This is a genomic window from Actinoplanes subglobosus (assembly GCF_042650585.1).
In the GTDB taxonomy this organism is placed as follows: domain Bacteria; phylum Actinomycetota; class Actinomycetes; order Mycobacteriales; family Micromonosporaceae; genus Actinoplanes; species Actinoplanes subglobosus.
Map to the genome: position 1 here is coordinate 1 of NZ_JBHSBL010000006.1, position 14,209 is coordinate 14,209.

Here is a 14,209-nt window from a genome sequence, read left to right on the forward strand (position 1 = left end):
AGCCGGCTGTCTCCGAGACCGATGTGCAGGCCGGTACCGAGTCGGACGGTGGCGAGCACGGCACCTTGACGATCGCCGACGCCGACGCGATCCCGACCATCACCCTGGAGCCGGTTCTCGGCGCCGAGGAGGGCGACACGCTCACCGTCGTCGCGAAGCCGAGTGGCAAGGCCGAGCGGGACATGGACTACACCGTCGTGATCGCGGGGACCGGTGACAACCCGGCCACCGCCACCGACGACTACACCGCGACCCCGGTGCCGGTCACCATCCTCGGCAGTACCCCAGCGGGAACCGGTGTCGACTTCCTGGAAGTCGACCTGGCGGACGACCAGGCCGACGAGTATGCCGAGACGTTCAAGGTCACGGCCACCAACACCACATACACCTCGGCGGATCCCGTCGAGCAGACCTACGCGATCGCCGACGACGCGAACGACCTGACGCCACAACTGGTGGCCGGTGGCCCGCAGACGGTCGGGGAGAGCACCACGACCGTCGACGTCCCGGTTTCACTGAGCTGGGACGGCCTGCCCAACACGAACGACGCGACATCCACCCAGAAGACGATCACGGTGGACTGGGCCACCGAGGACGGCACCGCGATCAACCCGGGCGACTACGCGACCGCCTGGGACCAGATGACGTTCACGCCCGGCGACCCGCTGACCCAGAACGCCCAGGTGACGATCGCTTCGGACACCGTCTACGAGGCGGACGAGACGTTCAAGGTCAAGCTTTCCGCCCCGACTCCGACCGGCGACAGCACCATCGGCACCGCCGAGTCGGTGATCACCATCGACGATGACGACGACGTCAACAAGCCGACGTACTCGGTGACCGCGACGAGCGTGGCCGAGGGTGCCTCCGCCGAGGTCACGGTGACGCTGACCAAACCGGCGGTCTCCGACATCACCTTCGACGTCAGTGTCGGCACTGTCGGGGCGTCCGCGCCGACCGCCGGCGTCGACGACTACGACGTGACCGACACCACGATCACCGTGCTGAAAGGCGACTCGACCGGCACCGGCGACATCGCGCTGGAGAACGACACCCTCTACGAGGGCACCGAGAACGCGACGGTGATCGTGAAGGCGGCCACCGGCGAGACCGACGTGAAGCCGGGCACCCAGACCGGCGACGTCGAGTACGGCGCGCTGACCATCGCGGACACGGACACCGTTCCGACGATCACGTTGAACACCGTCACCGACGGCGCCGAGGGCGGCACGATCGACGTGATCGCGACGCCGGACGGTGTCGCCGAACGGGACATGGTCTATGCGCTGACCCTGGCGGGTGCCGGCACCGATCCGGCCGAGTCCGCCGACTTCACCGACAGCGCGGCGACGGCGACGATCACCGGCGGTTCGCCGGCGAACACGCCGATCACGCTCCGGTCGATTCCGGTCGCGTCCGACCTGGTGGACGAGAACGACGAGACGATCGGGGTGACGGTCCACAACAACACCCACACGACCGGCGACGTGTCGTCGACCTACACGATCGCCGATGCCGCGAACAACAAGTCGCCGAACGTCGTGGCGACCACCCCGACCGCCGTCAACGAGAACGCGGGTACCGCGGTCGTGCCGGTCGCCCTGAGCTTCACCGGCATCTCCGGGAACGTCGCCACCTCGACCGAGAAGACCATCGAGGTCGACTTCGCGACGGTGGAGGGCACCGCCAAGGAGGTCACCGACTACTCGCCGCTGGACGACAGCCTGACGTTCAGCCCGTGGAACACGACACAGTACGTCACCGTCCCGCTGATCGGCGACGACGCCTACGAACTGACCGAGCAGTTCACCGTCCATCTCGACAACCCGACCGGTGAGGCCGCCGTCACCACTCCGGACACCGTCGTCGAGATCACCGACACGGACCCGAAGCCGACCTTCACGATCACGCCGAGCCGTACGGTGACCGAGGGGCAGACCGCCTCGTACACCGTGACCCTCGGCTCTCCGGCGGCCGACGACGTCACGCTGGAGGCGTCGATCATCGACGTCACCACCACCGACGGTGGCTCCGGTCCGGGTAAGGACGACTACACCGCGCCGGCGAACCCGATCACCATCCTCAAGGGGCAGACCACGGCGACGGTCAGCGTCCCGGTCACCGACGACACCGCTTACGAGGGCCAGGAGACCGCGACGGTACGGGTGTCCCTGGGCACCGGAGAGTCGGAGGCGATCGGTGGTCCCGCCGACGGAACACTGACGATCACCGACAACGACGCGGTCCCCACGATCGCCCTGACCTCGGTGGAGGGTGCCGAGGGTGCCCCGCTGTCGGTCGTCGCCCGGCCGACCGGTGTGGCCGAGCGCGCGATGTCCTACACGCTGACCGCGGCCGGTGACGCGACCGCCGGCAACGACCCCGCCGAGCCCGCCGACTGGACGAACAACCTGACGACGGGCACGGTCCCGGCCGGCACGGCGTCGAACACGGCGCTCGACTTCGGTTCGATCCCGCTGCTCGCCGACACGGTCGACGAGCCGGTGGAGACGGTCAAGGTGACGGCGCACAACTCGACGGTGACCACGCCGGACGTCTCCGCCTTCTACCGGATCACCGACGACCCGCTGGACAAGGCGCCGTCGGCGGCGCTGGGCTCGTCCTCGGTGACGGAGGCGGGTGGCCCGGCGCAGGTGCCGGTGACGCTCACCTTCGACAGCGCCAACGGCGCGACCTCGACCGAGCGGCCGATCTCGATCACCTATCAGGTCCTGGCGGGCAACACGACAGCCTCGGACCGTGGTAACCCGACCACCGCGAACCCGCTGGTGTTCGCACCCGGAACGACGAGTGACGTGATCCGGATCCCGATCGTCGACGACGTGGAGGACGAGTCGGACGAGACGTTCCGGGTGAAGGCCACCGCCGTCAACCCGTCGGACGTCACGTTCACCGCCGACACCGCGTCGGTCGTGATCATCGACAACGACGACCCGGTGACGCCGACGAACCCCGGCGGCCCGAGCACTCCGGGTGGTACGCCGTCGTTCTCGGTCGCGGACGTGGCGGTCTCGGAGTCGGCCGCGAACGCCACCTTCACGGTGACGCTGAGTTCGGCGGCACCCGGTGACGTCGACCTGGCCGTCGCGATCAAGGACGGTACGGCGAGCGACGCGATCACCGGTCCGGGCGGCGACGACTACGACGCCCCGTCGACCTCGCTGGTCATCGCCAAGGGCGCCCGGACCGGTCAGATCACCGTGCCGCTGCGTCCGGACCAGGTCTACGAGGGTGAGGAGACGGCCCAGCTCACGGTGGCCCTGGCCGGCGGTGAGACGGACGCCACCGGCGCGGCCAAGCAGGTGAACCTGACGATCACCGACGACGACGCCCGGCCGACGGTCGCGGTGCAGCCGGTGACCGTCGCCGAGGGGGAGAACGTCACCGTCTCGGGAACCGTCACCGGTGTCGCCCAGCGGGAGCTCACCATCACGGCGCCGACCGTGACCGCTGGTGGCGGCGGTGGTGACCCGCTGGAGGAGAACGAGTTCGACTACGCCGGCGACGACGCGACGGTGCCGGCCGGCACCGCGAGCGGGTCGACCGTGGAGCTGGGCACGATCCAGTTCTCCGACGACACCGTGGACGAGGACACCGAGACCCTGTCGGTGAACTTCGCGCAGAGTGGCACGGCGACCCGTTCCCAGGCACCGACGGTATTCAAGATCACCGACGATCCGGACGACGTCGCGCCGACGGTGACGATCGCCGACGCGGACAGCGCGGAGAGCGCCGGCACTGTCGAACTGGAGGTGTCGCTGGAGTTCACCGGCGACACCACCGGCACCGAGCGGACCGTCACCGTGCCGTGGCGGACCATCGCCGGTACCGCGAAGGCCGGTGAGGACTTCACCGCGTCGTCCGGCACGGTGACGATCACGCCGCCCGCGGGTTCGGCCACGGTCTCGGTTCCGCTGCTCACCGACGATCAGAAGGAGACCGAGCAGACCTTCAGCGTCTTCCTGAGTGGTGCGAAACCGTCGGACGTGACGATCACGAAGCCGAAGGGCATCGTCACGATCGACGACGACGACAAGGCGAAGACACCGACGCTCTCGGCGCCGGGAACGGTCACCGGCAGCGGGCGGATCGCGATCACCGGCCGGGCCGGCGCGGGCTCGACCGTACAGCTGCTGAGTGCGCCCGGCACGTCGGGCGGTGAGTTCAAGGTGGTCCTGACCGCTGTCGCGGACCGGGACGGCAAGTTCGCCTTCAACCCGAACTTCACCGCCGGGTACCGCCTGATGGTGAAGGCCGACAACCTGACCTCGGCGGTACGGACCGTTCAGCTCCGGCAGGATCCGACCATCACCGTGGCCTCGAACGCCCGCGGCGCCGCGACCGTGACGGTGACCGGCGACCCGGCCCGCGGCGGTCAGGACGTGCGTGTGCAGCAGTTGGTGGGCCGGAGGTGGGAGACGGTCGCGACCGGTGAGCTGAACAAGAACGGCAAGTTCACCACCACCGAACGGAACCTGCGCGCCGGTAACCACTCGTTCCGCGCGGTCGTCGCGGCGACGCCGTCGCTCGGCATCCTGGCGGGCACGTCACCGGCGAAGCAGATCCGGGTCAGATGATCGAAGTGTGTCGACAGTGGAGGGCGGCCCGACGGGCCGCCCTCCGCCGTTTAGACATGATGTGAAGGTTTTTATACCGAAAAACGCGTTCCGCCGATAACGGTGCGATACGCCGGTTAGATTACGGATGGCTCGGCCTCACACTGGATCTTGTTTTCCCGGTGTCTGCGCTGCTGAGGGCCGGTACAACACCGCCCCCACCGCCCCTTAGGTGCGGTACCCGAACAGGCAAACCCGTCGCGAGGCGGGGACGCAAAGCCAGGGGCCTCCCCGCTGGAGGTTGCCCAGCCGCCGAAGGAGACAGAAGGACATGCACTATCACACCCGCCGTACGGGGTCGGGCGGTTCCGTGCCGCTCGCTCTGCGCGGTCCGAAATCGGTGCGAACGCTCTTGTCGGCCGCCGTCGCCGGTGCAATCGGCCTCGCGCCCGCCGTCTTCGTCGCGTCGCCCGCGTACGCGATGGTCCCGACCTTCACCGTCACCACGACCGCGACGGCCTCGGCGCCGATCGTCGAGACGGCGACCACCACCGTGTCCGGTGGAGTGACCACGGTCACGCAGAAGAAGGCCACGGTCTTCGTCACGCTGTCGGAAGCCGCCCCTGACGGCGGTGTGGAGATTCCACTGGAGATCGGTGGATCCGCCACGAACGACACGGCCGTCGGTGGTGCCGACTCGGTCACCACCCGCGACTTCACCACGCCCATCACCTCCACGGTGACGATCGACGCGGGCGAGTTCAGCTCCTCGATCGACGTCGAGATCTACGACGACAAGATGGACGAGGACGACACCCAGTTCTTCACCGTCCGCGTCCCGTCGGACTACACCGACATCGCACCGCTGTCCGCGGCGACCCGGGCCACCAAGGTCTACATCGCTGACGACGAGGCCACCCCGACCGTGTCGGTCGGCGACGCGGGAACGGTGACCGAGGCCGACGACGCCTCGCTGCTCTTCCCGATCACCCTCAGTGGCCGTTCCGAGAAGACCGTGACGGTCGAGGCGACCACGGCCAACGGGGTCACCGCGGGCGACAGCTACGGGGCGACCGCGGGCAGCGACTACACGGCGCTGAACAAGACGGTCGTGACCGTTCAGAAGAACTCGGTCTCCGGCGTCGCCGTGGTGCCGGTCCTCAACGACGAGGTCGTCGAGGCCAGCCCGGAGAAGCTGACGCTCTCGATCGCCAATCCCACGAACGCGACTCTGGGTACGCCCACGAGCGGTTCCGGCAGCATCACCGACGACGAGGCCGCACCGACGGTCAAGCTGTCGCTCGACCCGCTGCCGTCCTACGAGACCGACGCGGTGACGACCTTCCGTCCGGAGGGCAACACCGGCGAGGCCGCCAAGACGATCAACGTGAAGCTCAGCGGCACGTCGAGCATCCCGGTGCGTCTCAACTACGAGTTCGTGCCCGGCAACGGCACCTACCCGGCCACGAAGGACAAGGACTACAAGGGCGCCTCCGGCACCCTGACCATCGCGCCGAACCAGACCTCGGCCACCATCCCGGTGACGTTCATCGGTGACACCATCTTCGAGCCCGGCTCGGACAGCGACCGGACGACCAACGACGATCCCGCCACCGACGGCGAGACCTTCGCGATCGTCCTGACCAGCCCGAACGGGTCGGTGAGCGCCGACAACCTGGGTGCCGCGAACGCCACCACCTTCACCATCGGTGACGACGACTCGGGCCCGGCGACCTTCGCCACCAGCAACGTCGAGGTGAAGGAGGGCGACTCCGGAACCACCGTCGTCAAGGTGCCGGTGACGCTCAGCGCTCCGCTGGACATCGACGCGGTCCTGCCGGTCTCGGTGACCCCGATCTCCGCTGTGGACGACGGTGTCAACGAGGGCGACACCGCGGGTGCGAACGACTACGACCCGCCGACCGCCGCCTCGGTGACGATCAAGGCCGGCGAGACCGCCGGTTACGCCGAGGTCGTGATCAACGGGGACACGGTCTTCGAGAAGAACGAGACCCTCACCGTCGGGTTCGACATCGGCAGCATGGACACGGCCCGGCTCTCCGCCACGCCGGCGCCCGGCACGCTGCACACCGCACTGGTGACCGTCACCAACGACGACGCGGCACCGACGTTCACCTTCAGTGACGTCGCCGCGCCGGAGGGCGGCCTGGTCCGGATCGGTGGCACCGTCAACGGCATCGCACAGGACCCGTACACGATCGCCTTCGCGGCCGCCGCCAGCGCGTCCGCGACCGCGAACGCGGCCGGTGCGGTGGAGACCGTTCCGGCGACGCCGGGTGTCGACTACGAGACCACGGCGATCGCCGACTTCACGGTTCCGCGCGGCAAGTCCGGCACCGTGGTGGTCTCCGACCGCAGCACCGCCAACCTGGCGTCGATCTATCTGCTGCCGGACGACATCGACGAGCCCACCGAGACGTTCACGGTGACGGCGACCGAGAAGGGCACCACGCTGGTCGGCTTCGCCAAGTCGGTCGGCACCTACCGGATCACCGACGACCCGTCGGACCTGCCGCCGGCCGCGTCCCTCCAGGACGAGTCGATCGGTGAGTGGGAGCAGTCGGTGGACGTCGGGGTCGACCTGATCCCGAACGGTGAGGCGACCTCGACCACCCAGACGATCAAGATCCCGTACAAGACGGTGGACGGGACGGCCAAGGCGGGCGAGGACTACGTCAAGGCCGAGGGTGTCCTGGAGATCAAGCCGGGCGACACCCCGAAGATCAACGTCAAGATCATCAACGACAAGTGGGCCGAGGACGAGGAGACCTTCGAGGTCCGCTTCGGCAGCCCGGTCTCGCCGGTCGGCGCCTCGGTGGTCAAGAGCACCGGTGAAGTGACCATCAAGTCGGACGACAAGACCGACCCGGTCAAGCCGACGCTCAGCGTCACCGGCCCGGCCAAGGGTGTGGGCGGCGCGACGATCAGCGGCAAGGCCGCCCCGAACGCCACCGTCGAACTGTGGGGCGCGATGCTCCCGGAGACCGACCCGGCCAAGGGCAAGTGGCTGGCCGAGGTCAAGTCCGACGACGAGGGCTGGTTCAAGTTCCCGTCGCGGTCGCTGAGCCAGGGCTGGGTCTTCGCGGTCCAGGCGACGGACATGGTCTCCTCCGCGGTGACCGTCAAGGTCACGCAGAACCCGTCGTTCTCGGCGAGCACCACCAAGGGCAAGCTGAACGTGTCGGTCGCCGGTAACCCGAAGGCGTCCGGCCAGGCCGTCACGGTGCAGCGGCTCTCCGGAGGCAAGTGGGTGAACGTCGGCAAGGGCACCACCAACTCGGCCGGAGCGTTCAAGAAGGCCTACAGCTTCAAGTCGAAGACCAAGCTGACGCTGCGGGTCCAGGTCGGCGGCACCTCGTCGCTGGGCATCAACAGCGGCTGGTCGGCCCAGAAGAAGATCACCATCAAGTAAGCCGTAGTACATGAGACGGGGGCGGCCATCCGGCCGCCCCCGTCCCGCATGTCCGGGTGTCAGTCGACCTCGGCGACAGCCTGGGCGAACTGTGCGGAATAGAGCCGGGCGTACGCCCCACCCGTCGCGATCAGCGAGTCGTGGGTGCCCTGCTCGACGATCGACCCGTTCTCCATCACCAGGATCACGTCGGCGTCGCGGATCGTGGAGAGCCGGTGCGCGATGACGAAACTGGTCCGCCCGCTGCGCAGGGTCGCCATGGCCCGCTGGATCAGCACCTCGGTCCGGGTGTCGACCGAGCTGGTCGCCTCGTCCAGGATCAGGATGCTCGGCTCGGCGAGGAACGCCCGGGCGATGGTGACCAGCTGCTTCTGCCCGGCACTGACGTTGGACCCCTCCTCGTCGATCTTCGTGTCGTAGCCCTCGGGGAGCATCCGCACGAAACCGTCGACGTGAGCCGCCTCGGCCGCCGCGTGCACGGCCGCGAGATCGGGGGAGTCGGCCCCGTACCCGATGTTGTCGGCGATGCTGCCACCGAACAGCCAGGTGTCCTGCAGCACCATCCCGATCTGCTCACGCAGCTGCTCCCGTGGCATGGACGCGATGTCCACACCGTCCAGGGTGATTCGCCCGCCGGTCACGTCGTAGAACCGCATCAGCAGGTTGACCAGTGTGGTCTTACCCGCGCCGGTGGGGCCGACGATCGCGACGGTCTGCCCCGGCTCGACGGACAGGGTCAGGTTCTCGATGAGCGGTTTGTCCGGCAGGTAGCGGAACGACACGTTCTCGAACGCGATCCGCCCGCGCACCCCGTCGAGAGCGACCGGAGCCGGATCCGGGGTCTGCTCGGGCGCGTCGAGCAGGGCGAACACCCGCTCGGCCGAGGCCACACCGGACTGCACCAGGTTCGCCATGCTGGCCACCTGGGTGAGCGGCTGGCTGAACTGGCGCGAGTACTGGATGAACGCCTGCACCTCGCCGAGGGTCAGCGAACCGGACGCCACGCGCAGGCCGCCGACCACGGCGACGAGCACGTAGTTCACGTTGCCGATGAACATCATGGCCGGCTGGATCAGGCCGGAGACGAACTGGGCACGGAAGCTCGAGGCGTACAGCTTCTCGTTGTGTTCCTGGAAGGTCTCCGCCGCCTCGCCCTGCCGGCCGAAGACCTTGACCAGGGTGTGCCCGGTGAACATCTCCTCGATGTGGCCGTTGAGCTGCCCGGTGACCTTCCACTGGGCGACGAACTGAGGCTGCGACCGCTTACCGATCACGGTGGTGAGCCAGATCGACAGCGGGACCGTGACCAGCGCGATCAGCGCCAGCAACGGGGAGATCCAGAACATCATCCCGAGTACGCCGACGATCATCAGCAGGGCCGTCACCAGCTGGGCGAACGTCTGCTGCAGGGTCTGCGCGATGTTGTCGGTGTCGTTGGTGGCGCGGCTCAGCACCTCACCGCGTGGTTGCTTGTCGAAATAGGACAGCGGCAGCCGGCCCAGCTTCTCCTCCACCTGCTGGCGCAGGTCGTAGACGGCGGCCTGCACGGCACGGGTGGTGAGCCGGCCCTGCATCACGCCGAACACCCAGGCGAAGACGTAGATGATCGCCACCCAGGCGAGGACCTGGGCCAGCCGGTCGAAGTCGATGCCCTGCCCGGGCGTGAAGTCGACGCCGGAGAGCAGGGAGGCGAGGTTGTCCTGGCCGGCCGCGCGCAGCTCCTCGACGGCCTGCTCCTTGGTGAGCCCGCCCTGGAAGATCTCCATCCGGCCGATCACCCCGCTGAAGATCACATCGGTGGCGTGACCGAGGAGGTACGGCCCGAGCACCGACAGGAAGACCCCGAGGGCGCCGAAGAGCAGCGCGCCTCCGACGAACAGCCGCTGTGGCTTGAGCAGTCCCAGCAGCCGCTTGGTGGAGCCCTTGAAGTCCTTGAGTTTCTCCGGCGGCCCACCGGCCATCATCATGCGGGCCGCGGGCGGCCCACCTGGAACGGGCCCACGACGTTGAGGTTCGCTCATCTGAATCGCCTCCCCTCAAAAGCAGAAGTGGGCAGAGCGCGATCATGACGCTCGCTTCGCTCGGTCATGCCGCCGCCTCCTCCACGGTCAACTGGGACAGGACGATCTCGCGATAGGTCGGGCTGGTCTCCATCAGGTCCTCGTGAGTGCCGGTGCCGACCACCTTGCCGTCGTCGAGCACGATGATCCGGTCCGCGTCGCGGATCGTGCTGACCCGCTGCGCCACGATCACCACCGTGGCGTCCGCGATGTGCTCGGTCAGGGCCGCCCGCAGTGCCGCGTCGGTGGCGTAGTCGAGCGCCGAGAACGAGTCGTCGAACAGGTAGACCTCCGGGCGGTGCACCAGCGTGCGGGCGATCGCCAGACGCTGACGCTGACCGCCGGAGACGTTGGTGCCGCCCTGCGCGATCGGCGCGTCGAGCTGCCCGTCCATCGACTCCACGAACGAGCGGGCCTGCGCGATCTCCAGCGCCTCCCACAGCTGTTCGTCGGTGGCGTCCGGATTGCCGTACCGCAGGTTGGACGCGACGGTGCCGGTGAACAGGTAGGGCCGCTGCGGGACCAGGCCGATCAGCCGGGACAGCAGGCCGGGCTCGATCTCGCGCACGTCCACCCCGTCGACCAGCACCTGGCCCTCGGTGGCGTCGAAGAGTCGTGGGATCAGGTTGAGCAGGGTCGTCTTGCCACTACCGGTGCTGCCGATGATCGCCGTCACCTCGTTGGGGCGCGCGGTCAGACGTACCCCCGAAAGCACGCCTGCCTCAGCCCCCGGATAGCGGAAACCGACGTCGCGGAGCTCGAGCTCGCCGTGCCGCGACAGCGTGGTGACCGGCGCCGTCGGCGCCGCCACGCTGGACTCGGTGCCCAGCACCTCCTCGATCCGCTCGGCGCACACCTCGGCCCGCGGGACCATCATGAACATGAAGGTCGCCATCATGATCGACATGAGGATCTGCATGAGGTAGCTGATGAACGCGGTCAGCTCGCCGACCTGCATCGACCCTGTGTCGATGCGGTGACCGCCGAACCAGAGCACCGCGACGCTGGAGATGTTCACGATCAGCATCACCGTCGGGAACATCAGCGCCATGACCTTGCCGACCCGCAGCGACACGTCGGTCAGCTCGTCGTTGGCGACGCCGTAACGCGCCCGCTCGTGGTCGTCACGGACGAACGCGCGGATCACCCGGATGCCGGTGATCTGCTCCCGCATCACCTGGTTGACCCGGTCCAGACGCTCCTGCATGGACCGGAACAGCGGCCGCATCCGCGCGATGATCAGGCCGATCACGGTGACCAGCACCGGCACGATGACCAGCAGCAGCGAGGAGAGCGGGACGTCCTCCCGCATGGCCAGCACGATGCCGCCGACGCACATGATCGGCGCTGACACCATCAGCGTGAAGGTGAGCAGGACCAGCATCTGGATCTGCTGGACGTCGTTGGTGGTCCGGGTGATCAGCGACGGTGCGCCGAACTGGCCCACCTCACGCGCCGAGAAACTCTGCACCCGGTTGAAGATCGAGGACCGCAGGTCACGTCCGACGGCCATGGCGGTCCGTGCCCCGAAATACACCGCCACGCCCTGCGCGATGATCTGGAGCAGGGTGATGCCGAGCATGCCGGCGCCGACCCGCAGCACATAGTCGGTGTCGCCCTTGACCACGCCGTTGTCGATGATGTCCGCGTTGAGCGCGGGCAGGTAGAGCGTCGCGATCGTCTGCAGGAACTGGAAGAGCACCACCAGGGTGATCTCCATCCGGTACGGCCGCAGATGCAATTTCAATAGTTTGATCAGCACGCCTGTTCCGTCTCGTCGATGTGAATGCCGTCCAGCAGCAGCGACGCCAGGTCCGCCCCGCTGAACGTGTCGGGCTCCCCGTACGGCCCGAAGGTGTTGGCACCGCAGAACATCAGCAGCAGGTGAGCGGCCCGGTCCGGGGTCACCCGGAGAACGGCCGCGTCGGGCGCGAAGACCGCGGTCACCGCCTCGGCGATCTTCGCCCGGTTGGCGGCCATCTGGGCGACGGTCTCCGGGTCCTGCGCGCCGACCATGATCAGCTTGCGGGCCGCGTGCATGAGGTGCGCGCGCTCCAGGAACTGCCGGTGCACCAGCTCGGCGGCGAGGATCACCCGCTCGCGCAGCGGCAGCGACCTGTCGATCGCGGCCAGGCCGTCGAGGTCGGGTTGGGGGTCGAGCGCCTTGACCACCGAGCAGACCACCAGCTGGCTCTTGCTCTCGAAGACGCCGAAGATCGTGCCCTCGGCCACTCCGGCCGCACTGGCGATCTGCCGGGTGCTCACCTCCAGACCGTGCTCGTGCAGCAGCGGGATGGTCGCCTCGATCAGGGCGGCCCGCCGCTCCTCCGGCGCCATCGCCGGGACGCGTCTGCGTCGGTTCTCCATGGCGGCCACTGTAATGAGCGAGTGCTCACTCAGCCAACTTGTTTTTACCGGTCGAACCGGAACCGGCACCCTGGCGTATGAAAGGAGCGTGAGCACAACGAAGCCGTACCGCCGCGCCATCCGGCACCTGACCACGGGATTCGCCGCTGTTCTGGTGTTTCTGGCCCTGATCGTCCCGGACCAGATCTTCCGGCTGCCGCCCGGTAACTCGATCTTCACCGCGCTCCTCAGAGTTCCGGTCGAGGCGCTGATCGCCGGAGCAGTCCTGCTTCTGCTGCCGCAACGGGGGCGCCTCGGCCGGGCCCGCCGGCCCCTCGCCGCCGGGATCGGGCTGCTGCTCGGGCTCCTCACCGTGGTCAAGATGATCGACATCGGCTTCTTCGCCGTGCTGGCCCGCCGCTTCGACCCGGTCCTCGACTGGATCCTCGTCGACGACGCCTACAACTTCATGGTCGACTCACTCGGCGAACCCGCCACCATCGGCCTCGCGGTCGTGCTGGTGCTCCTGTCGATCGGCCTGGTCGCCGCGATGACCTGGGCCGTCCTGCGGCTCAGCGGCATCGCGTTGAACCACCGGGTCGGCGCCTGGCGCGGCATCGGCACCGTCGCGGCCGCCTGGATCGCCCTGTCCCTCATGGGCACGCAGCTCATCGGGGGCATCCCGGTCGCCTCGCACACCGCCGCCGACCTGGCCGCGCACACCGCCCTCGCGCTGCCCAACGACCTCGCCGACCGCAAGCGGTTCGCCGCCGAGGTGCAGGTCGACGCCTACCGCGACCGGCCCGACGACCAGATGCTGACCGCCTTGCGCGACAAGGACGTCATCATCTCGTTCATCGAGAGCTACGGCCGCGACGCCATCGAGAACCCGGCCTTCAACAGCGCCGTCCTCATCAGCCTCGCCGCCAACCAGCAGGCGCTCACCGCCAAGGGCTTCGCCTCCCGCAGCGGCTGGCTCACCTCGCCGACGGCCGGTGGTGGCAGTTGGCTCGCCCACTCGACGTTCCTGTCCGGGCTGTGGATCGACAACGAGCAGCGTTACCGCAGCCTGGTCTCCTCCGACCGGCTGACCCTCACCCGGGCGTTCAAGAGCAGCAGCCATCGTACGGTCGGAGTCGAACCCGGCATCATCTTCGCGTGGCCGGAAGGCCAGTTCTACGGATACGACCACATCTACGACTCACACACGCTGGGCTACAACGGCCCCGGATTCAGCTGGTCCCCGATGCCCGACCAGTACGTGATGTCGGCCTTCCAGAAGCTGGAGTACGGCTCCACCGACCGGGGCCGGCTGCTCGCCGAGATCACCCTGACGTCCAGCCACACCCCGTGGGCGCCGGTGCCCAGCATGATCGGCTGGGACGAGGTCGGCGACGGCAGCGTCTACGGGCCGGTGGCCGCCAACGCCGAAGGGCCGACCAGCGTGTGGAAGGACGAGAAGCGGATGCGCACCGAGTACGCCCGCTCGGTCGCCTACTCGATGGACAGCCTGCTCGGGCACATGGCCGAGTACGGCCGCGACGACCTGGTCATGGTCTTCCTCGGTGACCACCAGCCGGCCTCCGCCGTGGTCGGCAACGAGGCCACCCACGACGTACCGATCACGATCATCGCGAAGGACCCGGCCGTCCTCGACCGGATCGCAGGGTGGGGCTGGACCGACGGCCTCAAGCCCGACCCGGCCGCCCCGGTCTGGCGGATGGACACCTTCCGGGACCGTTTCCTCGCGGCCTACGGCCCGGAAGGCGACCCGCACTGAGGCCCCGGCCGGG

The 14,209-nt window shown here is 68.4% G+C and carries 6 protein-coding genes and 1 riboswitch; of the genes, 3 read left to right on the plus strand and 3 right to left on the minus strand.

Features of this window, described 5'->3' with window-relative positions:
- Both ACFO0C_RS06270 and ACFO0C_RS06275 read left to right on the plus strand, forming a co-directional pair.
- Positions 1 to 4,598, plus strand: a 4,598-nt coding sequence (locus ACFO0C_RS06270; RefSeq protein WP_378065576.1) for a beta strand repeat-containing protein, incomplete at its 5' end; no start/stop codon positions are given.
- 217 nt (positions 4,599 to 4,815) lie between these two features.
- Positions 4,816 to 4,894: riboswitch (cyclic di-GMP riboswitch) on the plus strand.
- A gap of 83 nt (positions 4,895 to 4,977) precedes the next feature.
- Positions 4,978 to 8,010, plus strand: coding sequence for a Calx-beta domain-containing protein (locus ACFO0C_RS06275; RefSeq protein WP_378065577.1), 3,033 nt, complete (start codon positions 4,978 to 4,980; stop codon positions 8,008 to 8,010).
- Between the two features lie 59 nt (positions 8,011 to 8,069).
- On the opposite strand, the gene ACFO0C_RS06280 is transcribed toward ACFO0C_RS06275, so the two are convergent.
- The 3 genes from ACFO0C_RS06280 to ACFO0C_RS06290 form a co-directional block, all read right to left on the minus strand.
- Positions 8,070 to 10,031: an ABC transporter ATP-binding protein gene (locus tag ACFO0C_RS06280; RefSeq protein WP_378065578.1), complete on the minus strand. Its 1,962-nt coding sequence runs from the start codon at positions 10,029 to 10,031 to the stop codon at positions 8,070 to 8,072.
- A gap of 64 nt (positions 10,032 to 10,095) precedes the next feature.
- Positions 10,096 to 11,832 (minus strand): ABC transporter ATP-binding protein, encoded by a 1,737-nt coding sequence (locus tag ACFO0C_RS06285; protein WP_378065579.1) that lies wholly within the window; start codon positions 11,830 to 11,832, stop codon positions 10,096 to 10,098.
- Entirely contained in the window at positions 11,826 to 12,437 is a 612-nt protein-coding gene (locus ACFO0C_RS06290) for a TetR/AcrR family transcriptional regulator (RefSeq protein ID WP_378065580.1), read from the minus strand. The genes ACFO0C_RS06285 and ACFO0C_RS06290 overlap by 7 nt, the downstream gene beginning before the upstream one ends.
- An 88-nt stretch (positions 12,438 to 12,525) precedes the next feature.
- On the opposite strand from ACFO0C_RS06290, the gene ACFO0C_RS06295 reads away from it, so the two are divergent.
- Positions 12,526 to 14,196 (plus strand): sulfatase, encoded by a 1,671-nt coding sequence (locus tag ACFO0C_RS06295; RefSeq protein ID WP_378065581.1) that lies wholly within the window; start codon positions 12,526 to 12,528, stop codon positions 14,194 to 14,196.
- Positions 14,197 to 14,209: the final 13 nt, after the last annotated feature.

Excerpts from the sequence above, each read along its gene's own strand:
- ACFO0C_RS06280 (WP_378065578.1), bottom strand. The coding sequence starts at position 10,031 with ATGAGCGAACCTCAACGTCGTGGGCCCGTTCCAGGTGGGCCGCCCGCG.
- ACFO0C_RS06290 (WP_378065580.1), bottom strand. The coding sequence starts at position 12,437 with ATGGAGAACCGACGCAGACGCGTCCCGGCGATGGCGCCGGAGGAGCGG.